General features: G+C 64.3%; 21 protein-coding genes and 1 tRNA gene. 7 read left to right on the plus strand and 15 right to left on the minus strand.

Annotated elements, in window-relative coordinates:
• Window positions 1-123: 123 nt before the first annotated feature.
• From PSV38_RS09245 to PSV38_RS09270, 6 genes are all read right to left on the minus strand, one after another.
• Window positions 124-199, minus strand: a tRNA-Phe gene (locus PSV38_RS09245).
• 33 nt (window positions 200-232) lie between these two features.
• Entirely contained in the window at window positions 233-994 is a 762-nt protein-coding gene (locus PSV38_RS09250) for a response regulator (RefSeq protein ID WP_300546793.1), read from the minus strand.
• A gap of 31 nt (window positions 995-1,025) precedes the next feature.
• Entirely contained in the window at window positions 1,026-3,377 is a 2,352-nt protein-coding gene (locus tag PSV38_RS09255; protein ID WP_300546795.1) for an ATP-binding protein, read from the minus strand.
• Window positions 3,378-3,384: 7 nt separating this feature from the next.
• Entirely contained in the window at window positions 3,385-3,984 is a 600-nt protein-coding gene (locus PSV38_RS09260; protein WP_300546797.1) for a DUF4390 domain-containing protein, read from the minus strand.
• A 7-nt stretch (window positions 3,985-3,991) separates the two neighbouring features.
• Window positions 3,992-5,350, minus strand: coding sequence for a 16S rRNA (cytosine(967)-C(5))-methyltransferase RsmB (rsmB, locus tag PSV38_RS09265; protein ID WP_300546798.1), 1,359 nt, complete (start codon window positions 5,348-5,350; stop codon window positions 3,992-3,994).
• Between the two features lie 39 nt (window positions 5,351-5,389).
• A complete protein-coding gene (locus PSV38_RS09270; RefSeq protein WP_300546799.1) occupies window positions 5,390-6,223 on the minus strand; it encodes a GNAT family N-acyltransferase in 834 nt (277 codons plus the stop codon).
• Window positions 6,224-6,383: 160 nt separating this feature from the next.
• On the opposite strand from PSV38_RS09270, the gene ptsP reads away from it, so the two are divergent.
• Window positions 6,384-8,180, plus strand: a complete 1,797-nt coding sequence (ptsP, locus tag PSV38_RS09275) for a phosphoenolpyruvate--protein phosphotransferase (protein ID WP_300546801.1) — start codon at window positions 6,384-6,386, stop codon at window positions 8,178-8,180.
• 96 nt (window positions 8,181-8,276) lie between these two features.
• Window positions 8,277-9,323, plus strand: a complete 1,047-nt coding sequence (locus PSV38_RS09280; protein ID WP_300546802.1) for a fatty acid desaturase — start codon at window positions 8,277-8,279, stop codon at window positions 9,321-9,323.
• Here the strand turns inward: PSV38_RS09280 and PSV38_RS09285 are convergent.
• Entirely contained in the window at window positions 9,250-10,275 is a 1,026-nt protein-coding gene (locus PSV38_RS09285) for an AraC family transcriptional regulator (RefSeq protein WP_300546803.1), read from the minus strand. The genes PSV38_RS09280 and PSV38_RS09285 overlap by 74 nt on opposite strands.
• 10 nt (window positions 10,276-10,285) lie before the next feature.
• The gene (locus PSV38_RS09290; RefSeq protein WP_300546804.1) at window positions 10,286-12,184 is read right to left on the minus strand and encodes an ATP-binding cassette domain-containing protein; all 1,899 of its coding nucleotides are present in this window, start codon (window positions 12,182-12,184) and stop codon (window positions 10,286-10,288) included.
• 66 nt (window positions 12,185-12,250) lie between these two features.
• Between PSV38_RS09290 and PSV38_RS09295 the strand changes: the two genes are divergently transcribed.
• Together PSV38_RS09295 and PSV38_RS09300 are read left to right on the plus strand one after the other, a co-directional pair.
• Complete coding sequence (locus PSV38_RS09295) at window positions 12,251-14,155, plus strand: ATP-binding protein (protein ID WP_300546805.1); 1,905 nt, start codon at window positions 12,251-12,253, stop codon at window positions 14,153-14,155.
• On the plus strand, window positions 14,139-14,813 hold the full coding sequence (locus PSV38_RS09300) for a response regulator transcription factor (RefSeq protein ID WP_300546807.1): 675 nt from the start codon (window positions 14,139-14,141) through the stop codon (window positions 14,811-14,813). The genes PSV38_RS09295 and PSV38_RS09300 overlap by 17 nt, the downstream gene beginning before the upstream one ends.
• Before the next feature lie 6 nt (window positions 14,814-14,819).
• On the opposite strand, the gene gshB is transcribed toward PSV38_RS09300, so the two are convergent.
• From gshB to PSV38_RS09330, 6 genes are all read right to left on the minus strand, one after another.
• Window positions 14,820-15,767 (minus strand): glutathione synthase, encoded by a 948-nt coding sequence (gene gshB, locus PSV38_RS09305; protein ID WP_300546809.1) that lies wholly within the window; start codon window positions 15,765-15,767, stop codon window positions 14,820-14,822.
• Window positions 15,764-16,978 (minus strand): benzoate/H(+) symporter BenE family transporter, encoded by a 1,215-nt coding sequence (locus tag PSV38_RS09310; protein WP_366526652.1) that lies wholly within the window; start codon window positions 16,976-16,978, stop codon window positions 15,764-15,766. The genes gshB and PSV38_RS09310 overlap by 4 nt, the downstream gene beginning before the upstream one ends.
• Window positions 16,975-18,861, minus strand: a complete 1,887-nt coding sequence (locus PSV38_RS09315; RefSeq protein ID WP_300546810.1) for a potassium transporter Kup — start codon at window positions 18,859-18,861, stop codon at window positions 16,975-16,977. Before PSV38_RS09315 ends, PSV38_RS09310 begins: the two co-directional genes overlap by 4 nt.
• Before the next feature lie 52 nt (window positions 18,862-18,913).
• The gene (gene gshA, locus PSV38_RS09320; RefSeq protein ID WP_300546811.1) at window positions 18,914-20,209 is read right to left on the minus strand and encodes a glutamate--cysteine ligase; all 1,296 of its coding nucleotides are present in this window, start codon (window positions 20,207-20,209) and stop codon (window positions 18,914-18,916) included.
• A gap of 130 nt (window positions 20,210-20,339) precedes the next feature.
• Window positions 20,340-21,875 carry an ammonium transporter gene (gene amt, locus PSV38_RS09325; protein WP_300546812.1) on the minus strand — a complete coding sequence of 512 codons (1,536 nt, stop codon included), beginning with the start codon at window positions 21,873-21,875 and terminating at the stop codon, window positions 20,340-20,342.
• A 96-nt stretch (window positions 21,876-21,971) separates the two neighbouring features.
• Window positions 21,972-22,310 (minus strand): P-II family nitrogen regulator, encoded by a 339-nt coding sequence (locus tag PSV38_RS09330; RefSeq protein ID WP_230182375.1) that lies wholly within the window; start codon window positions 22,308-22,310, stop codon window positions 21,972-21,974.
• A 352-nt stretch (window positions 22,311-22,662) separates the two neighbouring features.
• Between PSV38_RS09330 and PSV38_RS09335 the strand changes: the two genes are divergently transcribed.
• From PSV38_RS09335 to PSV38_RS09345, 3 genes are all read left to right on the plus strand, one after another.
• Window positions 22,663-24,195, plus strand: a complete 1,533-nt coding sequence (locus PSV38_RS09335; protein ID WP_300546815.1) for a YifB family Mg chelatase-like AAA ATPase — start codon at window positions 22,663-22,665, stop codon at window positions 24,193-24,195.
• A gap of 63 nt (window positions 24,196-24,258) precedes the next feature.
• Window positions 24,259-25,143, plus strand: coding sequence for an SDR family oxidoreductase (locus PSV38_RS09340; RefSeq protein WP_300546817.1), 885 nt, complete (start codon window positions 24,259-24,261; stop codon window positions 25,141-25,143).
• 5 nt (window positions 25,144-25,148) lie between these two features.
• The gene (locus PSV38_RS09345) at window positions 25,149-25,616 is read left to right on the plus strand and encodes a copper chaperone PCu(A)C (protein WP_300546818.1); all 468 of its coding nucleotides are present in this window, start codon (window positions 25,149-25,151) and stop codon (window positions 25,614-25,616) included.
• Here the strand turns inward: PSV38_RS09345 and lapB are convergent.
• Entirely contained in the window at window positions 25,610-26,767 is a 1,158-nt protein-coding gene (gene lapB, locus PSV38_RS09350) for a lipopolysaccharide assembly protein LapB (RefSeq protein ID WP_300546819.1), read from the minus strand. The genes PSV38_RS09345 and lapB overlap by 7 nt on opposite strands.
• Window positions 26,768-26,782: the final 15 nt, after the last annotated feature.

Genomic DNA, 26,782 nt, shown 5'->3' on the forward strand with positions numbered 1-26,782 from the left:
ATCGCGTGATGGGCGTGGGCATGGCCCGCGCCGCGCCATCAAGACCGGCTGTTTTGTAGAACGGAGGCCCGAAATGTAGAACGGCCCCGCGAGGTCAAAAACCTTGCGGGGCCGCATAAATACTGGTGGCCAAGGGCGGAATCGAACCACCGACACGCGGATTTTCAATCCGCTGCTCTACCGACTGAGCTACTTGGCCTCTCGCTTCATCAGCGAAGACCGCTAATATACCTCAGTTTGCAGCTGCTTTCTTGTTGCGACTCAAGTCCACGCCCAATTGTTTGAGCTTGCGGTACAGGTGGGTGCGCTCCAAGCCAGTCTTCTCGGCAACGCGGGTCATGCTGCCGCCTTCGCGGGCCAGGTGGAACTCGAAGTAGGCGCGCTCAAAGTCATCGCGGGCTTCGCGCAATGGGCGGTCCAGCTCAAAACTTTGCTCGTGAGACAGGGCCTGATGCGCGGCAAAGCCATGGTTGGCGGGCGCATGGTGGTGATGGTTCTCAACGGGGTGGTGCGTTTCGATGCGCACCGCGGCCAGGCTGGGTTGCATCATGCTGCTGTAAGACGGGGCCGCCGTGATGGGCGTGACCGTGGCCAGGTGCATCGGGGCTGACGAGATGGCGGCGCGTGGCGCGGGCTTGGTCAGACCTTGCTCAACGGCGCGCAGCAGCTTTTGCATGGTCACCGGTTTTTCAAGGAAGGCTTGGGCGCCGAACTTGGTGGCCTCAACCGCGGTATCGATGGTGCCGTGGCCGGACATCATGATCACGGGCATCGTGAGCTGTCCGTTGGCAGACCATTCCTTGAGCAGCGTGACGCCGTCTACATCGGGCATCCAGATGTCGAGCAAGACCAGATCTGGCTTGCAGGACTCTCGCATGGTGCGAGCTTGCGCCGCGTTTTCTGCGACTTCGACGGAATGACCTTCGTCGGTGAGGATTTCTGAGAGCAGGGCACGGATGCCGAGTTCGTCGTCAACTACAAGAATGGTGGCCATGAATTTAATGTCCTCGGTAGTCGGAACACGTCTAGTGTGAACCAGCCTGAGGTAATGTGGATGACAGCTTTGAAAATGATAACGAAACTTGTGCCCCTCTCCAAACGACTTCTTCCGGGGACTTGCCTGGGGGTGCGGTCATTGTGACGGGGTTTTCAAGGTTTCGGATGCGCACCAGGGCATGGTGTTCATCGGCGATTTTCTTGACGACGGCCAAGCCGAGGCCTGTTCCTTTTGCTTTGGTGGTGACGTAGGGCTCGAAAGCCCGCTTGAGTATTTTGTCTGAAAAGCCAGGCCCATTGTCGCGCACGGCGAGCCTGACCGCGCGAACGCTGCCATCAGGATGGCGCGGCATGTCGGTGCGCACCATGACTTGGGCCGCTTGATCGGCCGGTGGGTGCTCGTTGACGACGTCCAAAGCGTTCTGCACCAGGTTGTGCACCACCTGCCTCAGCAAGGTCGCATCGCCAAGTATGGCTGGCAGCTCGGGCGTCAGTTCGGTGACCAGCACGCCCTGGTCAATGGCGTGGCCGTACAGGGCCAACACATCGGTGATCAGGGCGTTCAGGTCCAGCGGCACGAGCTTGGCCGTGGGCAGGCGCGCGTAGTCGCGGAACTCGTTGATCAAGGTCTTGAGCGCTTGCACTTGCGTGACGATGGTGTTGACGGAACGGTTCAGCAGTGAGCGGCCTGGCTCATCGAGCTTGTCTTCCAGCTTGAGTTGAAGGCGCTCCGCCGACAGTTGGATGGGCGTGAGTGGGTTCTTGATTTCGTGGGCCACGCGCCGCGCGACTTCGGCCCAGGCTTCGGCACGCTGGGCCGAGACGACCTCGGTGATGTCGTCAAACACGATGAGGTTGGCATCGGGCGGCAGGTCGGCGCCGCGCACCAGCAGGGTCTGGGGTTCTTGTTGTGGGTTCAGTTGCAATTCATAGGATTCTTGCCATTGCTGACGTTCTCCGGGCGTGGGATCGCTGGCGTACAGCTCGAAGCGCTCGTTCAGGCTGGCGGCGAAGCTCTCCAGGCCGGGCACGTCGGACAGCGGTCGGCCTCGGTAAGCCGACAAGGGCAGGCGAAGGATGCGCGTGGCACCGGGGTTGACGGTGTCGATGTTGCCGTGCTCGTCGAACACGATCACGCCGGCGGTGAGGTTGTCCAGGATGGTCTGCAAGTGGCCGCGTGCGCTGTCGAGCTCGGCCACGCTGCGTTGAGCGAGGCTGCGGGCATCTGACAGCTGCTGGGTCATGGCCGCGAAGGAGCGTGTCAGGCCGCCGAGTTCATCGTGGCTGGCGAAGATGGCTTTGGGGCTGAGGTCGCCCTTGGCCACCTTGTCCACGCCTTCGGCGAGCAGCAGCAAAGGGTGGGCCAGTTGCTGACCGAGGATCGCCGCCAGCAGAAAGGCGCCGAACACGGCCAGGATGAGGGCTAGGGTCAGGGTGCCGATGTACATGCGCCGCAGGCCTTCGCGCCCCAGCGAGCGTTGTTGGTATTCGCGGTAAGCGTTCTGCACGTCCAGGGCATTCTTGACCAGGTCGGCGCGCAGTTTTTGCGTGACCATCAGGTAGTGGCCCTTGCTTTGCAGGCTGAAGCTGCGGTCGGGCATCCAGGCCAGCGCGACGATGCGGGCGTCGTTGTTCACGCTGTTCGTGCCGTTGATGAGCGGCGGTGAGGCAGCAGGGTCCCCTTTTTCTTCCAGGCCTTCGATGAGGCTGACCACGCCTTTGTTGCGGGCGTCCTGGCGCATGCTCAGGGGCACGCGTTCGGCCGACATGAGGGGCAGGGTCTCGCTGCCAGCGCCGATCTGCAATTGCCCGCTCTCGCTGATCAGGGCCACGGATTGCGCGCCAAGTTGTTCGCGCACGCGTTCCAGGTCGAGCACGCCCGGGGTGAACGCGGTTTCAAGGATGCTGGTGGGCGATGAGCTGAGGCGTTCGGCGGCCAGGCGCGTTTTGTTGCCCAGATCCAGGCCGAGGGTGTCGATGGTGTTGCGGCCCAGGTTGAGGCCGGCCTCCAGCGCGCTTTCGACGCGCACGTCGAACCAAGTCTCGATGCTGCGCGAGACGAACTGGTAGGACACGGTGTAGATCAGCAGGCCGGGGATCACGCCGACCACGGCGAAGATGCCGGCCAGTTTGAGCAATAAGCGGCTGCCGAACTTGCGCCGCCGCAGCCGCACCGCCAGCCGGAGCAGGGCCAGCAGGATCACCAGCACCAGCAATGAAGCGATGGCAATGTTGGCGATGAACAGCCACTCGAAGTGCCGTTCGTAGCGTTCGCCGTTTTGCGTGGCGAACACGAGCATGAAGGCCAGCACCAGGCCGACCCCAATCATGGCCAGGGCGGAGACGAGCCATGCCCAACGGTTGGCTTTGATTGAGCTCATGGTGGTGTCAGCGGCCCTGCGTGACGGCGATGCGACGCTGAACGGCCAGGTTCCAGTCGTTCTGGCCACCCAGTCCGATCTGCATGGGCCGGGGCAACTCGTCGGTGTCCAGGCGGAAGCTGAAGACGACGTAGTGGTCGTCTTCGCCCGAGACGTTGTCCGAGATGCGCCATTGCGAGGCCCGGCGCATGACGCCCAGGGCTTCGCTCAATGAATTGTAAGAGCGGCTGAGGCCGTCAAAGCTCAAGCGCCAATGTCGGGTCAGGGGTTGGTAGGCCAGGCGCCATCGGCGGGTGACTTGCGCTTTGGGTTTGTCGTACCAGTACCAGCGGCTTTTGAAGAGCCCGACTTCGGCCACGAAGACCACGGCGACGCCTTTGTAGAGTGCATCTTCAACGTCTTTGGAGAGTTCGAGGCGGACGGCGTAGCTCAGCAGCAGGCCGTCGTCGCCGCGTTCGGTGCTCAGTTGTGTCAGTTCAATGCCGGGGTGGCCGCCGCTGCTGGTTTGAGCTTGGACGAGCGCGGGCAGCCCTGTTGATGCCAGAGCGGCGGTCAGCAGTGCAGAGGCACTGCGTTGCAGCAGGTCTCGGCGGCGCAACAGGGGCATCGAGCACCTAGGGGGTTTTGATCAGCAGGGCGTAGAAGAAGCCGTCGCCCATGTCCTGCAGCAGGGCCGGGTTGGCCAGGGCAGGGTCGTCGGGATATTCGACCACAGGGAGCAGGTGGCCGGGGGACGGCATGGCCCGGGCGCTGGGGGTTCGTTGCAAAAACGCGTCGATCCGCGCTTGGCCTTCTTGTTTGAAGACGGAGCAGGTGCAGTAGACCAAGCGACCGCCTACTTTCAGTTTGGGCCACAGGGCGGTGAGCATGGCGTCCTGGGTGCGGGCCAGGTTGGCGATGTCACTGTCGCGGCGCAGCCAGCGCACATCGGGGTGGCGGCGCACGATGCCGGAGGCGCTGCAGGGCGCATCGAGCAGGATGGCGTCGAAGAACTCGCCATCCCACCACTTGTCGGGTTGGCTGGCGTCGGCGGCGATGGTGGTGGCTTGCAGTCCGAGGCGGTTCAAGGTGTCGGTGACACGCTTGAGGCGTTCCGGGTCGGCATCCACCGCGGTGACGTTCAGGTCGGCTTGCTCCAGCAGGTGGGCGGTCTTGCCACCGGGGGCGGCGCAGGCGTCGAGCACGCGGGCGCCTTGGGCCAAGGTCTGGCCGTCAATGGGGGCCAGCAGCAAGCTGGCGGCCAGTTGAGCGCTGGCGTCTTGCACCGACACATCGCCTTGGTCGAAGCCAGGCAGGCGGCTCACCGGGACGGCGGCTTCCAGCACGATGGCGTCGGGGGCGTGGGCGTCGTCGGGCAGCAGGTGGCCGTTGATGCCAGCATCTTGCAATCGCTGCAGGTAGGCGCTGGCGGTGGTCTTGCGGGCGTTGACGCGCAAGGTCATGGGCGGCTGAACCTGGTTGACGTTGAGCAGCGCTTCCCAGTGGTCGGGCCAGTCTTTGCGCAGGCGGGCGATCCACCACTCGGGGTGGTTGTAGCGGGCCATCAGGTCGCGGTCGGTCTCGGCCATCAGGGCGTCGCGCTCCCGCAGGAAGCGGCGCAGCACGGCGTTGACCAGGCCTGAAGCGCGTTCGGCTTTGCGCTTGGCGGCCTCCACGGCCTGGTCGACCAGGGTGTGTTCGTCGTACTCGGTGCCGCAGGCCAGGGCCAGCGCGGAGATGATCAGGCTGTCGACCCAGGGGGCAGGCTTCTTGGGCACCAGGGCCTGGCGCAGGGCCTGGGCGCGGCCAATGCGGCGCAAGACCGTGAAGGACAAGGCCTGGACACCGGGCCGTTCGGCCGGGCGGCAGGCAGTGAGGGCTTCGGTGAGGGATTGGCCGTCGCTCACGGCGGTGACGGCGTCGGCGCAGCCCGCCAGCAATTGCCACAAAGGCAGGCTGAGCGGGGTAGTGGAAGAGGGGGAAGGCGAGGTCATGGCGCGCAGTCTATGCGCGTTTGCCCCAGGATCCCGGCCTCAGTCCCCCAGGAAGTGCCGACGGTAACGGTTGGGCAGGTCGCCGATGCGCATCAGCATGGGCAGGTCGGCGGTGTTGAAGTCCGGGTCCCAGGCGGGCGCGCCCAGCACTTTGGCGCCGCAGCGGAGGTAGCCTTTGATCAGGGCGGGGGCCTCGACGTTGAGGTGGTGGTCCAGTTCATCGACCGGCAGGGGCAGGCGCGGACGCACTTGCAGCTCAATCGGAGCCAGGTGGGTGTGGCGCAGCTTGTTCCAGAGGCTGGCCGCCATGTGGCCACCATCGCGCATGCTGATGCTGGCGCAGCCGATCATGGTGTCCAGGTCGTTGCGCACCATGAATTCGGCCAGGGCGCCCCACAGGGCCAGGATGGCGCCGCCGTGGCGGTGGTCGGGGTGCACGCAGGAGCGGCCCAACTCGACCATTTTGGCGCGCAGGGGGCGCAGGCGGATCAGGTCGAATTCGGTCTCGCTGTAGAGGCCGCCCACGCGCTTGGCGGAGGCGGGCGTGAGCACACGGTAGGTGCCGATGACCAGGCCGGCGTCCGGGCCGGGGCCGGCCAGGCGCACCAGCAGGTGTTCGCAGTAAGGGTCGAACAGGTCGATGTCGTGGCCTGCGGGGCTGCCGGCGGGCACGCGCAATTTGGCGCCCATTTCCTCGGCAAAAACTTGGTACCTCAGGCGCTGTGCCGCGAGAACATCTTCTTCAGTGCGCGCCCAAACGACTTCAAGTGCGTGTGAGCTTGGGTGAAGTGACCTCCGGGCGGCGCGCGACTCGGCCGTAAAGTTGGGACGCAAGTCGGCAATGGGCAGCGTGGGCAGCGGCAAATCCCTCATGGTCGGCTCCTTCAGTGGGTTCAATGAACGTGTGACGGGGCCGAGTGTTGGCGGGGGGCGTGACGCTGGCGTGAATCTCGCATGACAGAACGGTGACGGGCGGCGGATCCTTGTAAATCCTGACGCTGTGGCCCGTTCAGCGCTGTTAGCATCGAAGACCATGAGCATCCAGATATTCGGTTTGCCTGTCTCAAGGGGCGTGGCCATTGGCCGGGCGGTGCTGGTCGCCTCCAGCCGGGTGGACGTGCCCCACCATTTCGTCGACCCAGACTTGGTCAACGAGGAAATCTCGCGCCTGCTGGATGCCCGCGATGTGGTGGCACATGAATTCGAGGTGCTCAAGCGCGATCTGCCACCAGACGCACCATCCGAGTTGGCCGCGCTGCTGGACGTGCACCAGATGCTGCTGCAGGACGAGGCCCTGATTGGGGCCACGGCCGACTGGATCACCTCGCGCCACTACAACGCCGAATGGGCGCTGTCGGCCCAGCTTGAAGTGCTGGCGCGTCAGTTCGACGAAATGGAAGACGCCTACCTGCGCGAGCGCAAGGCCGACCTGGAACAGGTGGTTGAACGCATTTTGCGCACCCTGGGGCGCGGCGCGCCGTCGGTGGTGACCAACGCCAAGGATTTTGGCGGCGACGAGCCCCTGGTGCTGGTGGCCAGCGACATCGCCCCGGCCGACATGCTCAGCTTCAAGCGCAGCGTGTTCAAAGGCTTCGTGACCGATGTGGGCGGCAAGACCTCGCACACGGCCATCGTGGCCCGCAGCATGGACATCCCGGCCGTGGTGGGCGCCCGCCAGGCCAGCCACCTGATCCGGCAAGACGACTGCATCATCATCGACGGCGATGCCGGTTTGGTGATCGTGGACCCTTCGCCGATCGTGCTGGAAGAGTACCGCTTCAGGCAGCGCCAGAGCGAGTTGGAGCGGGGCCGCCTGGCCCGTTTGCGCCACACCCCGGCGGTCACGCTGGATGGTGAACGCGTCGAACTGTTGGCCAACATTGAGATGCCCGAAGATGGCGCGGCGGCCCTGGAGGCCGGTGCCGTGGGCGTGGGCCTGTTCCGCAGCGAATTTTTGTTCATGAACCGCGGCATCGACAACCTGCCCGACGAAGAGGAGCAGTACCTGGCCTACCGCGCGGCGGTCGATGCCATGAAGGGCCTGCCGGTGACGATCCGCACGGTGGACATTGGCGCCGACAAGCCTTTGGATGGCCTGTCGCCCAACGAATTGCGCCACGAATCGGTGCTGAACCCGGCGCTGGGCCTTAGAGCGATCCGCTGGAGCCTGTCGGAGCCCAGCATGTTCCGGCGTCAGTTGCGCGCGCTGTTGCGGGCGGCGTACCACGGGCCGGTCAAGGTCTTGATCCCCATGCTGGCCAGCTTGCACGAGATCCGCCAGACGCTGGAAAACATCGCGCATGTGCAGCGGCAACTCACCGAATCGGGCAAGCCTTTTGGCACGGTCGAGCTGGGCGCCATGATCGAGGTGCCGGCGGCCGCGCTGACCTTGCCGGTGTTCTTGCGTCACTTTGATTTCGTGTCGATCGGCACCAACGATTTGATCCAGTACACCCTGGCGATTGACCGGGCCGACGAGGCCGTGGCGCACTTGTACGACCCGTGGCACCCGGCGGTGCTGCACCTGGTGTCGACCACCATCCGGCAGGCGCGCGCGGCGGGCCGGGGCGTGAGCGTTTGCGGTGAAATGGCGGGCGACCCCATCTTCACCGAGTTGCTGCTGGCCATGGGCTTGCGCAGTTTCTCGATGCACCCGTCGCAGATCGCCTCGGTCAAGCAGCGCGTGCTGCGCGCAGACACGCGCCGCCTGGCAGCCTTGCTCGAGCCGGTCTTGAACAGTGACGATCCGGAAGAAACGTGCACGCACCTGTTTCCGGCCGTGGCCACGCCGGGCTTGGCTGGCAAGACTTTGCTGTCCGTGGCGGCCTAGGCCAACAATCTGGCGTTCAAAGACAGGCGGTGAGGGCAGCGGGCTCCTAAAGTCGTGCGGTTTGTCACAGTTGGGCTGTTCGCCCGTGAACCGATCATGTCTTCGAACCCAGATATCAGTCGCCAATCGCCTCACGAGCGGGCCGAATACGTCAAGCGCGTGGTCACGCAGGAAGGCGGGTTCTTGCGCCAGCGCTTCCCCATCCTGAAGCAGCAGAACGCCATCGGCGCGACCATCCTGGCGCTGTCGTGGGCGGGCATGCTGGCCTCGGCGGCGGGCTACGTGCAAGGCGCCGTGCCGGCCTGGGCCACGATCCTGCTGGTCGCTTTCTTCGCCTCGTTCACGCACGAGCTGGAGCACGACCTGATCCACTGGATGTACTTTCGGCAAAAGCCCTGGGCGCACCACTTGATGATGACGCTGGTGTGGCTGGCCCGGCCCAGCACCATCAACCCCTGGATACGCCGTGAGATCCACTTCAACCACCACAAGCATTCGGGCACCGAGCGCGACATCGAAGAGCGCGCCATCACCAATGGCGAGCGCTGGGGTCTGCGCCGCTTGCTGATGACGGGCGACAACATGCTGTCGGTGTTGCTGCGCTTGCACCGGGCGCCGACGCGTCAACTGCGCGTGCGCATGCTGACCCGAACGATGGCGGCCTACTTCCCGCTGGGCCTGTTGCATTGGGGGCTTTGGTATGTGTTCCTGGCCGTGCATGCACTGGCCCTGGCCGGCCACCCGGTCGATGCTGCCTGGGTGGCGGGTCTGAACACGCTGGTGGTGGTTTGGATCGCACCCAATGTGTGGCGCACTTTCTGCCTGCATTTTGTCAGCAGCAACATGCACTACTACGGTGACATTGAGGACGGCAATGTGCTGCAGCAATGCCAGGTGCTGACACCGGTGTGGATGTGGCCCTTCCAGCTGTTCTGCTGCAACTTCGGATCAACCCACGCCATCCACCATTTCGTGATCAAAGAGCCGTTTTATGTGCGGCAGATGACCGCGCCCGTGGCCCACCGCGTGATGCGCGAAGTCGGCGTGCGCTTCAATGATCTGGGCACGTTCAGCCGGGCAAACCGCTGGCGCGCCGATGCTCGGTCGGCGACTGTCCCGTCCAACGCCGGAAAGCCCGCGTGAAGTTGCTGGTGTCGGCAAAGCCCAGCAGGTAGGCCACTTCGCTGATTGAGCACGCCGGGTCGGCCAGGTGCGACAACGCCAGCGCTTGCCGGGTCTGGTCCAGCAGGTCGGTGAAGCTGGTTTGCTGGTCTGACAGGCGGCGTTGCAAGGTACGCACGCTGCAGTTCAATTGCTGCGCTACCTGGGTTTGCGAAGGCTCGCCACGCGGCAGCAGATTGGTCAGGCACGCGCGCACCTGGGCCACGGTGTTTTCCTTGTGGACGCCGGCCAGGTAGGTGGTGAGCAGAGCCTCGCTGTGGCGGGCCAGCTCGGGGTTGGCGCCTTCCAGCCGGGTGTCCATCAAGGCACTGGGCCAGGCGATGAGGTTGCCCTCGGCGTTGAAGCTGACGGGGCATCTGAAGGTGCGTGCATAGGCGTCCGCGTTGAGTGGGACGGCTCGCTGCAATTCAACCCGAGTCGGGGCCACCGCGCGGTTGCCCAGCAGCAGGCGCGCGGTGTAGACCACCAAGGCGGCGGCCGCATCGATCGCTTCAGGTTCAGGGGGGATGCCAGAGGCCGGGGCCAGCAGGCGCACGATGTGCTCGTCACCTTGCGGCGTGAATGACAGGCTCCAAGCTTCGGTGACGACGCGGAAGTGCCGGGCCACGCGCTCAAACGCATCCTTCAAGGTCTGGCTGGCCGACTGGGCCTGCCACAAGGCGTGAAAGGACGTGGGCATGACTTGTCGCGCGGCCTTCAGTCCAAAGGCGTCGTCGCCCGTGGCTTGCGCCGACAGCCGCCACAGCCGCGCCATCGCCTGCGCGGGGCAGCGGCCATTCGGGTCGTCGAGCATCGCATTGCTCAGGCCCGCTTCGATCAGCAAGGGCGTGCTATCGCAGCCGCTGACATCCAGCGTTCGCCGGATGACGCGGGCCCAACTGGCCAGAACGGTTTGCTGCGCGTTGTGGACCACGTTGCCTGGCTTATTTGGGAGCCAGGGTCTCCCAGCGGTCCAGCAGGGTGAGCAGCTCTTCGTCGATGGAGGAGATCCGCTCCTGCATGGCGGGCAGGCCTTGCGGGTTTTTCTTGTAGATGTCCGGGTCGGCCAGTTGGGCGTTCAAGGACGCCTGCTCGGTCTCCAAGTCGGCGATGCGTTTGGGCAGCTCGTCCAGCTCGCGTTGCTCTTTGTAGCTGAGCTTGCGGGCTTTGGCGGCTGGTGCTGCCGCGACCACGGGGGCGGCGGGCGCTGGTGCGGGCGCAGCGGCAGGCGGTGTGTTGCCCGATGACTTGGCATTGGCATTGGCCAGTGCTTCGGCGCGGCGCGACTGGACCAGCCAGTCTTGCACGCCACCTTCGTATTCGCGCCAACTGCCGCCACCTTCGGACACCACGGTGCTGGTGACCACGTTGTCCAAAAAGCGCCGGTCGTGGCTGACCAGGAAGACGGTGCCGGGGTAGTCGGCCAGCAGGTCTTCGAGCAGGTCAAGCGTGTCGATGTCCAGGTCGTTGGTGGGTTCGTCCAGCACCAGCACATTGGAGGGACGCGCGAACAGGCGCGCCAGCAGCAGGCGGTTGCGTTCGCCGCCACTCAGTGTTCGCACGGGCGAGTTGGCGCGCGCAGGCGAAAACAGGAAGTCCTGCAGGTAACCCATCACGTGCTTGCGCGAACCGTTGATCTCGATCCACTCGCTGCCGGGGCTGATGAAGTCGGCCAGCGTGGCGTTCAGGTCGAGGTTGTCGCGCATCTGGTCGAAGTAGGCGACGTTGATGTTGGACCCGATCTTGACCTTGCCGCTGTCGGCGGCCAACTCGCCCAGGATGATCTTGAGCAGCGTGGTCTTGCCCGCGCCGTTCGAGCCGACCAAGCCGACCTTGTCGCCGCGCAAGAAGGTGCCGGTGAAGTTCTTGACGATGTCGCGGTCGCCATAGCGTTTGTTGACGTCTTCGAGCTCGGCCACGATCTTGCCGCCCCGGTCGCCTTGCGAGACTTCCAGCTTGACGCGGCCGATGGTGTCACGGCGTGAAGCGCGCGCGCCACGCAGGTCGTCCAGGCGCTTGATGCGGGCGGTGCTGCGCGTTCGGCGGGCTTCAACGCCCTTGCGGATCCACACTTCCTCTTGCGCCAGCAGCTTGTCGAAGCGGGCGTTGGCCAGGGCCTCGTCGGCCAACTGGCCGGCCTTCAGCAGCTCATAGGCGGCGAAGTTGCCGGGGTAGGAACGCAGGATGCCGCGGTCGAGTTCGATGATGCGGGTGCAGACGTTGTCCAGGAAGGCGCGGTCGTGGCTGATCAGCAGGATGCTGCCCTTGAAGGCCACCAGCAGTTCTTCCAGCCAAGTGATGGCGTTCAAGTCCAAATGGTTGGTGGGTTCGTCCAGCAGCAGCACGTCGGGAGATGCGACCAAGGCTTGCGCCAAAGCCACGCGTTTCTTCATGCCGCCCGATAAGTCGCTGATCATCAGCTCGGCGGGCAGGCCCAGGTGCTGCAGGATCTGCTCGACCCGCTGCTCCCAGTTCCAGCCATCACGGGCTTCGATCTGGGTCATCAGGGCATCGAGGTCGTCGCCGTCTTGGTGGGCTTCGAAGCGGTCGCGCAGCTCGCGGATGTCGCCCAGGCCGAGGCTCACGGCATCGAACACATTGATGCCATCGGCGAATTGTGGCTCCTGTGCCACGTAGGCCAGGCGCACGCCGTTCTGGAATTGCACCACGCCGTCGTCGAGCTTCTCCATCCCGGCAATGATTTTCAACAGGGACGACTTGCCCGTGCCATTGCGCCCAATCAGGCCCACCCGTTCACCGGGTTCGAGGGCAAACGCCGTGTGGTCCAGCAGGGCCACGTGGCCAAAAGCCAGGCAGGCGTTGTTCAAGGTCAGGAGGGCCATTCGTTTGGGTGCTTGAGGGTTCGTGAAGTCGGCATTGTCAGGCCTGCGCCCGCACAATGTGCGGCCATGCTGCCTTTTCTCCCGGATCCTCGCTACCGTGCCCGCCTGTTTTCGGCCCTTTGGGGCTTGGCGGGCGCCCTGGTGCTGGCCGCCGGTTGGTGGTTGTGGCACTTTCCGGCCGACCGCTGGTCGCATGAATCCCATGTGGTGGAATTGACCGATGCCCAGGCGCTGGCCTCGCCACGCGCCACGCCACCCGACGATCTCGACAATTGGGTGAGCGTGAGGTTGCCGCACCGTTGGTCGCAAACGCACCGCGAGCTGACGGGCAGCTTGTGGTACCGGTTGCGCCTCCCCTTGTCGGCATTGCCTGCGCAGACCTGGGCCGTGTACGTTCCCAAGGTGAGCATGAACGCCGAAGTCTGGGTCAACGGCGTGTCGCTGGGGGCCGTGGGTTCGATGGAGCCGCCGCTCACCGCCAACTGGTACACCCCTTTGATGTTCACCGTGCCGCCCAGCCTGTGGCAGGTCGGTGACAACGCGGTCGAGGTGCGGGTCAGCGGTGACAGCGTCAGCCGCTCGGGCTTGGCGCCCGTGTGGATCGGTTCGGCGCGAACCATCTCCAGGATGCACAACCAGCGCTGGTGGGTGCAGGTGATGGGCGTGCACGCGGCCAATGTTGGCTTGATGATGATGGGCCTGTTCCTGGTGGTGCTGTGGATGCGAGACCGTAGCCAGAGTGCGTTTGGCTACATTGGCCAGGCGGCGATCCTGTGGGGCTTGGGCTCGTCGGCCAACATCGTGCCCGATCCTTTTCTGCCCATGGCGGTCTGGGATCAACTCAGTTTTGTGGCGATCGTGTGGGCACAGTTGTCCATGTGCCTTTTTTTCCTGCGCTTTTCGGAGCGCCATTGGGTCTGGGCCGAACGGTTCATCCTTGGCTTCGCGCTGCTGGCGCCCATGGTGGTGATGGTGATCCCCTCGCAACTGCTGGTGGGCCTGATTTACCTGGCCATCTACCTGGTGGCTTTGGTGGGCTTTGCCCTGGCCTTGTGGCATGCCTACGGCACACAGCGCCCGGACCGCAACCTGTTTGCCTTCGGCTCCCTGGTGTCCATCCCCGCCGCAGCCCATGATGTGGCACTGCAGTTGAATCAACTTCCTTTGGAATCGGTGTACATGCTGCCGTATGGCGGCCCGGTGATGGTCGGCTGCATGGCTTTCATCGTGGCCGGTGACCATGCGCGCTCACGGCAAGCGCTGGCCCACTTGAACCAAGACCTGATGGCCGGCATCCACCGACGTGAAGCGGAACTGCGCGACAGCTTTCAGCGCGTGTCATCGTTGGAGCAAGCGCAGGCGGTGTCAGCCGAACGTGCCCGCATCCTGCGTGACATGCACGATGGCGTGGGGGCCCACCTGACCACGGCCTTGCGCCAGCTCAACCCCGTCACACCACAAGCGGTGGACCTGCGCATGGTGACCCGCATCCTGCGCGAGGCACTGGACCAGTTGAAGCTGTCCATCGATGCGATGTCCATGCCGCCCGGTGACGTGGTCGGCCTGCTGGCCAGCCTGCGCTTTCGCATGACGCCCCGCTTCAAGGCGGCTGGCTTGTCTTTGTACTGGGACGTTGATGAGTTGCCAGAATGGCCGGGCGGTACGCAGGCGGCATTGCGCCAGTTGCAGTACATCCTGTTCGAGGCCCTGTCCAATGTGCTGCAGCATGCTGGCGCACAAGAGGTCACGCTGCGGGCCCGCCATGATGGCGACCAATTGCAGTTGGTCTTGCATGATGATGGCCGTGGCGTCTCAGGGGCGGGGCCGCACGCCGAGGGTCATGGCTCGCAGACCATGCGCAGCCGGGCTGGCACGATTGGCGCGGGCATCGAGTTCTTGAGCCCGCCGCAAGGTGGCTATGAAGTGCGGTTGAGTTTGCCCATGAGGAGGCCTGATGAGCCAGGACAGTGAAAACGGATTGACGGTGGTGGTGGTTGAAGACAATCCCCTCACCTGTGAGTTCCTGGTGTCGTGCATCAACGCGCACCCGCAACTGACGGTGGCGGCCTCTTTTGTCACGCTGGCCTCGGCCCGCCAGTGGTTTGCCAAGCATCAGTCCGACCTGTTGCTGGTGGACCTGGGCCTGCCCGATGGCAGCGGCCTGACCCTGATGCGCGAGGTGCATGCGCGTTGGCCGCAGTGCGACATGCTGGTGGTGTCGATGTTCGGTGACGAGGTCAACGTGGTGGCCAGCATTGAGGCGGGCGCCGTGGGCTATGTGCACAAGGACGATGAGGCGGCCGACATCGCCGAGACCCTGCTGGCGGTCAAGCGTGGCGCCTCGCCCATCTCGCCCATGATCGCGCGCCACTTGCTGCTGCGCATGCGGCCTGCCACGCCCGAGCCGGAGCCCGCCGCGGTGAGCCTGTCGCCGCGTGAGCAAGAGGTGCTGCAGCACATTGCGCGCGGGCTGGCCTATGCCGAGATCGCGCGCCTGCAGGGCGTGACCGTGCACACCGTGCAGACCCACATCAAGAAGCTGTATGGCAAGCTGGCCGTGCACTCGCGCAGCGAAGCGGTGTTCGAGGCCAACCGCCTGGGCCTGCTCAACGACACGCTCAGGCGTTGAGCTTGATCAGGCCTTGAGCTGGCCTTCCAGCGCATCCATGAAGCGCGCGGCCACGTCAAAGCCCGCTTGCTGCGTGATCTCCTGAAAACACGTCGGGCTGGTCACATTGATTTCGGTGAGCTTGTCGCCAATGATGTCCAGGCCCACCAGCAGCAGCCCGCGCGCGGCCAGGATCGGGCCCAATGTGCGTGCGATGTGCCAGTCGCTTTCGCTCAAGGGCTGGGCCACGCCCTTGCCACCGGCCGCCAGGTTGCCGCGCACCTCGCCGCCTTGCGGGATGCGCGCGAGTGCAAAGGGCACAGGCTCGCCATCGATGACCAGCACGCGCTTGTCGCCTTGGGCAATGGCGGGCAAGAAGGCTTGGACCATGATGGTTTGCGTGCCATCGCGGGTCAGTGTTTCAGCAATGCTGCCCAGGTTCAGGCCATCGGCGGGCACGCGGAAAATGCCCGCACCGCCCATGCCATCCAGGGGCTTGAGGATGATGTCCTTGTGCGCGGCGTGGAAAGCGCGCACCGCCTTAATGCTGCGCGTGACCAGCGTGGGCGCCGTGAACTGTGGGAACTCCAGGATGGCCAGCTTTTCAGGGTGTTCGCGCAGCGCATGGGGGCGGTTGAACACGCGGGCGCCTTCGCGCTCGGCCTGGGTCAGCAGGTGGGTGGTGTACAGGTACTCGGCGTCGAAAGGCGGGTCCTTGCGCATCACCACCGCGTTCATGGCGGCCAGCCGCACGACGCTTTCTTGCCGCACCTTGAACCAGTGTTCGGCATGGCCGGTCAGTTCGATCTGTCGGGACGCTGCCTGCACCTGACCGCCGTGTTGCCAGACCAGGTCGGGCTGTTCGCAGGCCCAGACCTGGTGGCCCCGGCGCGCAGCCTCTCGCATCATGGCGAAGGTGCTGTCCTTGTGGGTCTTGAAGCTGTCCAGCGGGTCGGCGAGGAAGAGAATGTTCATGGCGAATCTGCGATGTCGGGGGCGGGGGCCCGCCAGTGTTGCACCAATAAGGCAATGATGCCGGCGACCAGGCCCCAGAAGGCCGAACTGACCCCCAGCAGGGTCATGCCCGACAAGGTCACCAGGAAGGTGATCAGGGCGGGTTCACGGTGGCGGTCGTCCCGCAGGGCGGTGGCCAGGCCACCGCCGATGGTGCCCAGCAGCGCCAGCCCTGCCACGCCCATGACCAGCGCTGGCGGGAAAGCCGCCAGCACGCCGGCCACGGCCCCGCCCAACAGGCCCATGGCGATGTAGAACAGCCCGGACATGAGGGCAGCGGTGTAGCGCTTGCGCGCATCGCTGTGCGCGTGTGGGCTGAGCACGATGGCGGCGGTGATCGCGGCCAGGTTGAAGGTATAGCCACCAAAGGGTGCGAGCAGCACGGTGGTCACGCCCGACCACGTCATGAGTGGCGACACCTGGGGCTGGTAGCCTGCCGCGCGAATCGCCGACACCCCCGGCACCGCCTGCGAGGCCATGGTCACAATGAACAGCGGCAGCCCCATGCTCATGACCGCGTTCCAGGACCACCGCGGCATCACCAGCACCGGCGTGGCCAGTTGCCAGCGCAGCTCGGCGGTGTTGAGTTGGCCTTGCAGACCTGCAACCACCATGCCCATCACCAGCACGCCCAGCACCGCATAGCGCGTCCACCAGCGGCGGCCCACCACGTAAGCGCCGAACATGGTCAGCACCAGCGTGGGTTGCAGTGTGGTGTGCGAGAACGCCAGCAGCGCGAACTTGGCCAGGATGCCCGCTAGCAGGGCCGATGCCAGCGACACGGGAATACGCCTCATCATGCGTTCAAAGAGGCGGGTCACACCCGACAGCCACATCAGCACACCGCAGACCAGGAAAGCCCCCACGGCTTCAGGCAGGCTGACGCCACTGGCTGCCGCCGCGATCACGGCCGCGCCAGGGGTGGACCAGGTGATCAGGATCGGTGTTCTGGCCCAAAGCGACAGGCCCAGCGTGCTCAGGCCCATGCCCAGCCCCAGGGCCCCCACCCACGAGCTGATCTGCGCCGGTGTGGCCCCCAGTGACTGGGCCGCGTGGAAGATCAGCGCGATGGTGCTGGTGAAGCCCACCAGCGTGGCCACAAACCCCGCCGAGACCGCCGCCAGCGACGTGTCCTGGCGAATGCGGTTCAGCGATGACAGCAGGGTGCTCAGATCTCGACCTTGGAGCCCATCTCGATCACGCGATTGGTGGGCAGGCTCAGGAAGTCCGCAGCCCCCGAGGCATTGCGGTGCATGCTGGCGAACAGCTTCTCGCGCCAGGGCGCCATGCCGCTGCCAATGGTCGGGATGACGATGTCGCGAGACAGGAAGTAGCTGGTTTCCATCTCGTCCAGGTTGACGCCGTAGCGCTTGAGCAGGCTGAGCGCCTTGGGCACGTCGGGTTCGTTCTTGAAACCGAAATGCAGCATTACCTGCCAGCAATCGTGGCCCAGGGTCTCGATCTGGACGCGTTTGTCCAAGCCGATCCAGGGCACTTCGTGGGCCTTCACGGTGACGAACAGATTCTGTTCATGCAGCACCTTGTTGTGCTTGAGGTTGTGCAGCAGCGCGTTGGGCGTGGTGCCCGCATCGGCATTGAGGAACACGGCCGTGCCCTGCACGCGCGTGGGTGGGCTGGAGAACACCGCGTCCAGGAAAGGCTCCAGGTCGATGGCATCACTGCGCAGGCGTTCGCTGAGCAGCGCGCGGCCTTGCTTCCACGTCATCATCAACATGAACATGATGCCGCCGATCAGCAGCGGGAACCAGCCGCCATCAATCACCTTGATGACATTGGCGCTGAAGAACAGCACGTCGATCACAAAGAAGAACGTGGTCGCGGCGATGCACAAGGGCAGGGCCAGCCTCCAGGCGAAACGAATCACGAAGAAGGTCATCACCGTGGTGATGAGCATGTCGATGGTCACGGTGATGCCATAGGCGGCCGCGAGTTTGCCGCTCGAGCCAAAGAAGACCACGGCCATGACGATGCAACCGTACAGCGTCCAGTTGACGAAAGGGATGTAGATCTGCCCGGTTGATTCGACCGAGGTGTGCATGATGCGCAGGCGCGGCAGGTAGCCCAGCTGGATGACCTGTTTGGTGACTGAAAACGCCGCCGAGATCAAGGCCTGCGAGGCGATCACCGTGGCGAAGGTGGCCAGGATCACCAGCGGATACAGCGCCCAATGCGGGGCCATTTCAAAGAAGGGATTGCTGGCGTTCTCGGGGTGCTTCAACAGCATGGCGCCCTGGCCAAAATAGTTCAGCACCAAGGCCGGCATGGCCAACAGGAACCACGCCAATCGGATGGGTTTTTTGCCAAAGTGGCCCATGTCGGCATACAGCGCCTCGGCCCCGGTCGCGCACAAGACCACGGCGCCCAGTGCCACGAACGCCATCTTGGGATGTTCGTAGATGAAGATCAAGGCGTGGTGCGGGCTCATGGCCCACAGGATCGAGGGGTTGTCGACGATGTGAATCAGGCCCAGCACCGCCAGCACCAGGAACCACACCGCCGTGATCGGCCCGAAAAACTTGCCGATGCCACCTGTGCCGTGCTTTTGCACCATGAACAGCAGCGTCAGCACCACCAGGGTCACCGGCACCACGAAGCGCTCCAGGCCGGGTGCCGCCACTTCCATGCCTTCCACCGCAGACAGCACCGAGATGGCCGGTGTGATCACCCCGTCACCAAAGAAAATTGCCGTGCCAAAAATGCCCAAGCCCAGGAGCATCTGCCGCAGTTTGGGGTGCTGTTTGACCGCCGTGGAGGCCAGCGCCAGCATGGCGATCAACCCCCCTTCGCCATTGTTGTCCGCCCTCAGGATCAAGGTCACGTACTTGAGCGAGACGATGACCGTCAGCGTCCAGAACATGATCGACAAAATGCCGTAGATGCTGGTTTCGTTCAGCGGCAGGTGTCCGTGGGCGAACACCTCCTTGAGCGCGTACAGGGGGCTGGTACCGATGTCGCCATAGACGATACCGATGGCCCCCAAAGTCAGCGCTGCCAGTTGTGAGCGGCTGAGGGGGGCGTTGGAGCTGGTTTGCACGAGTGGTGGACGCGAATCGACGAGGGGCCCATTCTGCCCGCTTATTGCCTGCTTATTCGTAGACTTCCGCGTTGGGGTCTGTTGCTTCCAGCTCATAACTGGCCGCCAGCATGGCCAAACGGCCAATCACGCCATACATGTAGAACCGGTTGGGCGCGCTGGCCCCCGGCTTGGCGCCCAGTTTGGGCATCTGGGTGGGTTCGGCAAAGGCCAGCGGCACGAAGCTGGAGCCGGGGGCGTTCAGGTTCTCGTCGATGCCACGGTCCGAGTGCACGCGGTAGAAACCACCCACCACGTAGCGGTCGATCATGTACACCACGGGTTCGGCCGCCGAGTTGTTCATCTGCTCATAGGTGGGCACGCCCTCCTGGATGATCACGCGGTTGACTTCCTGGCCATCCTTCACCACCGACATCTTGTTGCGCGTGCGGCGGTTCAGGTCGGTCAACTCTTTCGCATCGCGCACGGTCATGATGCCCATGCCATAGGTGCCGTTGTCGGCCTTGACGATGACGAAGGGCTTCTCGTTGATGCCGTATTCCTTGTATTTGCGGCGGATTTTGTTCAGGAGTGCATCGACCTGGGTTTGCAGGCACTCGCCACCAGTGCCATCCTGGAAATCAACCTCGTCGCACACCGAGTACATCGGGTTGATCAGCCAGGGGTCCATGCCCAGCAGCTTGGAGAATTTCTTGGCCACCTCTTCGTAGGCCTCGAAATGCTGGCTCTTGCGGCGCACGGCCCAGCCCGCGTGCAAGGGCGGCAGCAGGTATTGCTCATGCAGGTCGGTCAGGATCTCCGGGATGCCGGCTGACAGATCGTTGTTGAGCAGGATGGTGCAGGGGTCGAAGTGCTTCAGGCCCAGTCGGCGCTTGGTGCGGATCAGCGGCTCAAGCGTCAGGTGACCGCCATCTGGCAGGGGCAACTCGACCGGCTCGGTCATGGTCTCGTCCAGGCTGCCCAGGCGCACGTTCAGGCCGGCGTGGCTGAAGATCTGCACCAGGCGCTCGACATTGGCCAGGTAATGCTGGTTGCGCGTGTGCCCCTCGGGGATCAGCAGCAGGTTCTTGGCCTCAGGGCAGATCTTCTCGATGGCGGCCATGGCGGCCTGCACGGCCAGGGGCATCATTTCCTGGGTCAGGTTGTTGAAACCGCCCGGGTACAGGTTGGTGTCCACCGGGGCCAGCTTGAAACCGGCGTTGCGCAAATCCACCGAGGTGTAGAAGGGCGGCGTGTGCTCCATCCATTCCAGCCGGAACCAGCGCTCGATCGCCGGCATGGATTCGAGCATGCGCTGCTCCAGCTCATTGATGGGACCGGTGAGCGCGGTGATCAGGTGTGGAACCATGGGGCGTGTGTTGCTTTGGCGATTGGGGAAGACCCCCATTCTAGAAACATGCGGACCCGTTCTGGGCGCCCAAATGCAAAAAGGGCGGCTTAAGAAGCCGCCCCTTGACTATCACGGTGATTGAATCAAATCACTTGTGATAGGCCGTTTCGCCGTGGGCCGAGATGTCCAGGCCTTCGCGCTCTTCTTCTTCCGAGACGCGCAGACCGATCACCAGGTCAACGATCTTGAAGGCGATGATCGACACGACGGCAGACCACACCACGGTCAAGCCAACAGCCTTGGCCTGGATGATGACCTGGTTGACGATGGAGTAGTCGGCCGGGGCCACCATGCCCACGGTCACCCAATCAGCGACGGCGCTGGGGCCACCCAGGTTGGGCGAGTTGAACACGCCAGTCAACAGGGCACCCAGGATGCCGCCCACGCCGTGGACGCCGAACACGTCGAGCGAGTCATCCGCGCCCAGCAGCTTCTTCAGACCCGTCACGCCCCACAGGCAGATCAGGCCAGCCAGCAGGCCGATGATCAGCGCGCCGCCGATGCCGACGTTGCCAGCAGCAGGCGTGATGGCGACCAGGCCAGCAACGGCACCCGAAGCAGCACCCAGCATCGAAGCCTTGCCCTTGAGCAGCGACTCACCCAGGATCCAGCCAATCACCGCGGCAGCCGTGGCGGCCAGGGTGTTGATGAAGGCCAGGGCGGCGAAGCCGTTGGCTTCCAGGGCGGAGCCGGCGTTGAAGCCGAACCAGCCCACCCACAGCAGGGCCGAGCCCACCATGGTCAACGTCAGCGAGTGAGGCGTGAACGCTTCCTTGCCGTAGCCGATGCGCTTGCCGATCATGTAGGCACCGACCAGACCGGCGACAGCGGCGTTGATGTGCACCACGGTACCGCCCGCGAAGTCGAGGGCGCCCCATTGCCAGAGCAGGCCGGCCTTGCCGGTCATCTCGGCGGCAACATCAGCGCTGGCGTAAGCGTCAGGGCCCATCCAGAACCAGACCATGTGGGCCATGGGGGCGTAGCTGAAGGTGAACCACAGCACCATGAACAGCAGCACGGCCGAGAACTTGGCGCGCTCTGCGAATGCGCCGACGATCAGGGCGCAGGTGATGCCAGCGAACGTGGCCTGGAAGGCTGCGAACACGATTTCAGGGATGTAGACACCCTTGCTGAACGTGGCGGCGTTGGCGAAGGTGCCCGCCGTGTTGTCCCAGACGCCCTTCATCATCAGCCGGTCAAGCCCGCCGATGAAGGCATTGCCCTCGGTGAACGCCAGGCTGTAGCCGTAGACGAACCACAGGACGACGATGACGGAGAACGTCACCATGACCTGCATCAGCACGGACAGCATGTTCTTGCTGCGCACTAGGCCACCATAGAACAGGGCCAGGCCGGGGATGACCATCAGGATGACCAAAATGGTACAGACCATCATCCAGGCCGTGTCGCCCTTGTTGGGCACAGGCGTGGGTGCGGCCGCTGCCGGAGCAGCTTCAGCAGCCGCTGGGGCTGCATCAGATGCCGCAGGGGCTGCGGCCGAGGGGGCTTCCGCCACGGCGGTGGCGGCGACGGGTTCGGAGGCCGTGGTGTCTTGGGCGTGGGAGACGCCAAATACACCTAGAGCCGCGAGCCCCAGTGCGAGCGACGCAAGGAGTTTTCTCATGAAATGCCTCTTGGAAAATCAAAAATAGGCCACGGAGACGCGCCACAAGGCGCCCCCAGGGGTGTCGTCAGAAAGAAGGGACGGATGCCCCTGGCCTCACAGGGCGTCGGTACCGGTCTCGCCGGTGCGGATGCGGATGACCTGCTCAAGCGAAGTCACGAAGATCTTGCCGTCACCGATCTTGCCGGTGCGGGCAGAAGCCTCGATGGCTTCGATCACGCGGTCGAGGATGGATTCGTCCACCGCGGCTTCGATCTTGACCTTGGGTAAAAAATCGACCACATATTCCGCGCCGCGATACAGCTCGGTGTGGCCTTTCTGGCGTCCGAAGCCTTTGACTTCGGTCACGGTGATACCTTGCACGCCGATGGCGGACAAGGCCTCCCGCACTTCATCAAGCTTGAAGGGCTTGACGATGGCTGTCACCATTTTCATGGGTGGTTCTCCGGTAAGGGTTGTCTGGTGAAAGGATTCGGCAACCATGTCTGCATGATCTGTGCCAACGCGCCAAAACAGGGAGTCGGGACTGCACTTGTCAGGAAGACGCACCAGTGTGAGTTCTTTCGGGCTTTTTCGCACCTTATCGGTGCCCATGTTGTGGCTGCAGCACATGGTGAACTGTCGTGCACAACTATTGTGCGCAGGCCGTGGCGTGGCGTGTACAGCGCCCCCATTGGGGGAAGGGCAGTCAGGGGGAGGCTCGGCACAATCGGCGCGCACTGGGCGATTCCCGTGGGTCCGCCGGTCCCCGAGCCGGTGCACCGCCCGCCGGTCTCTTGCGAGTGCCATGTCTCTAGCCATCGTTCACAGCCGTGCCCTGGATGGGCTCAACGCGCCCGAGGTCACCGTGGAGGTCCACCTGGCCAATGGACTGCCTTGCTTCACCCTGGTGGGCCTGGCCGACACCGAAGTCAAGGAAGCCCGCGAGCGGGTCAGGGCGGCGCTCAGCAACAGCGGCCTGGAGTTTCCCTTCAACAAACGCATCACCGTGAACCTGGCCCCGGCCGATCTGCCCAAGGAGTCAGGCCGTTTCGACTTGCCGATCGCGGTGGGCATCCTGGCCGCGATGGGCCACATCGACGCCCGGCAGTTGGCCGACCTGGAGTTCGCTGGCGAGTTGTCCTTGGGCGGTGAGTTGCGTCCTGTGCGCGGCGCGCTGCCCATGGCGCTGGCATTGCGGCGACGGGTGCAGGGTGGTTTGCTCCAGCGCGGCCTGGTGTTGCCGAAAGCCAGCGCCCGCGAGGCGGCCCTGGTGTCAGGCGTGCCCTTGTTTGAAGCCGGGCACTTGATGGAGGTGGTGCAAGCCCTGGTGGCCGATGATGCGGCCCGGGTGCCTTTGAAGCAGGCTCAGGCCGAGGTCATGGCGGCAGCGCCTGCGGGCGGACCCGACTTGCGCGATGTGAAGGGCCAGTCCGCCGCCAAGCGGGCGCTGGAAGTGGCCGCAGCGGGCAATCACAGCTTGTTGATGGTGGGGCCGCCTGGCACGGGCAAGTCCATGCTGGCGCAGCGTTTTGCAGGGTTGTTGCCGCCTTTGACGCAAGATGAAGCCCTGGAGTCGGCCGCCGTGCTGAGCCTGGCGGGGCGTTTTGAGGCCAGTGGATGGCGCCGACGCGTTTTCAGAAGCCCGCACCACACGGCCTCACCGGTGGCCTTGGTGGGCGGCGGGTCACCACCCAAGCCGGGTGAGATCTCCTTGTCTCATCACGGGGTGCTGTTTCTCGACGAGTTGCCCGAGTTTCCCCGCGCTGCCCTGGAAGCGCTGCGTGAGCCGCTGGAGACTGGTCACATCACCATCTCGCGCGCGGCCCGCCGGCATGATTTTCCGGCGCGTTTTCAATTGGTTGCTGCCATGAACCCTTGCCCCTGCGGGCACTTGGGCAGCCCGCTCAAGGCTTGCCGCTGCACGCCTGACCAAGTCACCCGCTACCAGGGCAAGCTCAGCGGCCCCTTGCTGGACCGGGTCGATGTGCAGGTGGAGGTGCCCGCGGTGTCGCCCACCATCCTGGCGCAGGCCCCGGATGGCGAGTCCTCAGCGCAGGTGGCCGAGCGCGTGGCCCGAGCGCGTCAACGTCAACTGGACAGGCAAGGCTGCGTCAACGCTGTGCTGGACGGCGCGGGGCTGGACAACCTGGCCATGCCTGAACCCGCGGCCATGGCCTTCCTGCAAAACGCCAGTGCGCGCCTGGGTTGGTCGGGGCGGGGCTTTCACCGGGTCTTGCGGCTGGCCCGCACCATCGCTGACCTGGCCGAATCCGACACCATCGGGCTGGCGCACGTGGCCGAAGCGATCCAATACCGACGGGTGGTTCAAGCGCCTTGATCAAAAATCCTCGTTTTGGAGGATCATGTGGCGCTTGATGATCTGGCACCAAGGAACACTCACATGAAAACAGCGTTGATCACGGGCGGCAACAGCGGCATTGGCAAGGAAACCACGCGTGCGCTGGTGGGCCTGGGCTGGCGGGTTTTGATCGCAGCGCGAGATGCGGCCAAAAGCCGAGCGCTGGTGGAGTCGATCCGCGCCGAGAATCCCCGTGCTCAGATTGACTGGTTGTCGGTCGATTTGTCAGACTTCAATGGCATCGAGGCCTTCGCCGCCGAGGTGTCACACCGCCTGCCGGTGATCGACGCGTTGGTGTTGAACGCAGGCCTGTACACGCGGCAACTGACCACCAACCACGCCGGCATCGAACTGATGTTCGCCACCACGCACCTGGGGCACTTTTTGCTGACGCATCACCTGTTGCCCAATGTGCGGGCCTCCAGCGATGGGCGCATTGTGGTGAGCAGCTCGGTGGCGCAATGGATGGGTGGACGAATGGATCTGGACACCATGCGCAGCCCTTCCCGCAGTCAGTTCCTGCAGCTGGCGCCGTTCAAGGCCTATGGCCGCTCCAAGCTGGCCAACATGCTGTTTGTGCGTGAACTGGCCCAGCGCCTGCAAGGCACGTCGATCAAGGTCAATGGCTTTCACCCAGGCGGCATCAAGAGCGATTTCTGGCGCGACACGCCGGGCTGGGTCACCGCGTTGGTCGATCCTTTCCTGGTGTCGGAAGCCAAAGGTGCCAAGACCCAGATCTACCTGGCATCGCACGACGGCCTGCGCACCTCAGGTGAATACTGGTCGAATTGCCGGGTGCGCCAAGGCAGCCCTGCCAACCGTGATCCGGCCTTGGGCCGCCAGCTTTGGCAGTACAGTGAACAGTTGTTCGGCATCACCGATTTCGGCCAAGCGGCCACGGTGATCACTCAAATGAAAGCCGGTTGAGCATGATGACAAGTAAACAATCCTGGGCCGCGCTGCTGTTGGCGGCGGTGTGCTCGGTCAGCGTGGCGCAAGAGCCCCTGGTCCAGGTGAACGATGCCTGGGTTCGGAAAGCGGTCAAGGGCCAAAGTGGCACGGGGGGCTTCATGACGCTGACCAGCAGCGTGCCGCTCACGCTGGTGGGCTTTCGCTCGCCGGTGTCGGCCTCCGCTGAACTCCACGAAATGAGCATGCAAGGCGATGTGATGCGCATGCGTGCCATCGACGCCTTGCCCTTGCCTGCCGGAAAGGCCGTGGCATTGCAGCCGGGGGGGCATCACCTGATGCTGATGGGGCTCACGCGGCCCTTGTCAGTGGGAGATCATCTTCTGTTGACCTTGAAGCTGCGCGACGGCAAGGGACAGATGATCAAGCAAACCATCCGGGTGCCGGTGCTGGCCACTGCGCCAGCCGCGACCGCCAGCTCGCCTCACTGATCTTCCAGGCGACGAGGGGGGTAAGTGTCCCAGCCATGGCAGCCGGGGCACTGCCAGAAGTAATGCTGGCTTTCAAAGCCGCAAGCCGCGCAGCGATAACGTTGCAAGGGCTTGGCCGCCGTGGCCAAGGCATCCTGCAGGCGTTCAATTTCGATCACCGTCAAGGGCACGCCGGTGCTCAGACTTTCGCGGATCACGCCTTGCGCGGCCGACAGCGAAGGCTGATCGCTCAGGTGGTTGATCAGGCGCTGGCGGCGCAGGGTTGGCTCGTCTTGCAGGCGATTGAGCGCGGCCAGCAGGTCCACCGAGGGCGCCTGCTTGTACAAGGCTTCCAGCCTGGCCAGCGCTTCGGCCACGCCACCGCTGGCTTGCGCGTTGGTCGCGTAGTCTTGTGCCACCAATGAGAACGCCTGCGGCTGCAGCGCCATCAACTCGTCCCACACCTTCAAGGCAGCGGCATGCTGACCCTGACGCACGAGGCGGTGCCCCTGCATGACCAGCGGACGCGCGGCCTGAGGTGCCGCTTCACGGGCGCGCACCAGGGCCTGTTCGGCTTCATCATGGCGGCCCCTGGCATCGGCCTCATGCGCCACTTCACACCAGTGGTGGGCCACACGCTGGGCGAACGATCCGGTGCCAGCGGCCTCCAATTGGCGGGCCACCTCGATGGCCGGGTGCCAGTTCCGTGAACGCTCGTGGAGCGTGAGCAAGGCCAGGCGAGAGTCGGTGCTGAAAGCGGTGCCTTCCAGTGCTTTGAATGCGGCTTCGGCGCGGTCGAACAAGCCTGCCTTCAGGAAGTCCTGGGCCAGGGCGTGTTGGGCACGTTCGCGGTCATCCCGGCGCAAATCACCCCTCGCCAACAGGTGCTCGTGAACGCGGATGGCGCGCTCGTATTCGCCGCGACGGCGAAACAGGTTGCCCAGTGCAAAGTGCAGGTCAGAGGTGTTCGGGTCTTGTTGGACCGCTTCGATGAACGCATCGATGGCCTTGTCCTGTTGCTCGTTGAGCAAGAGGTTCAGGCCTTTGAAATAGGCTTGTGGCGAGGCACTGTCTTCACGCTTGATTTGGCGCAGGTCCAGGCGCGAGGCCACCCAGCCCAGCAGAAAAAAGCCGGGCAGGGCCAGCAGAAGCCATTGCAGGTCAAATTCCATGGGGATGCATGCGGC

It is taken from the genome of Aquabacterium sp. (assembly GCF_029946005.1).
Classification (GTDB): Bacteria; Pseudomonadota; Gammaproteobacteria; order Burkholderiales; family Burkholderiaceae_C; genus Aquabacterium.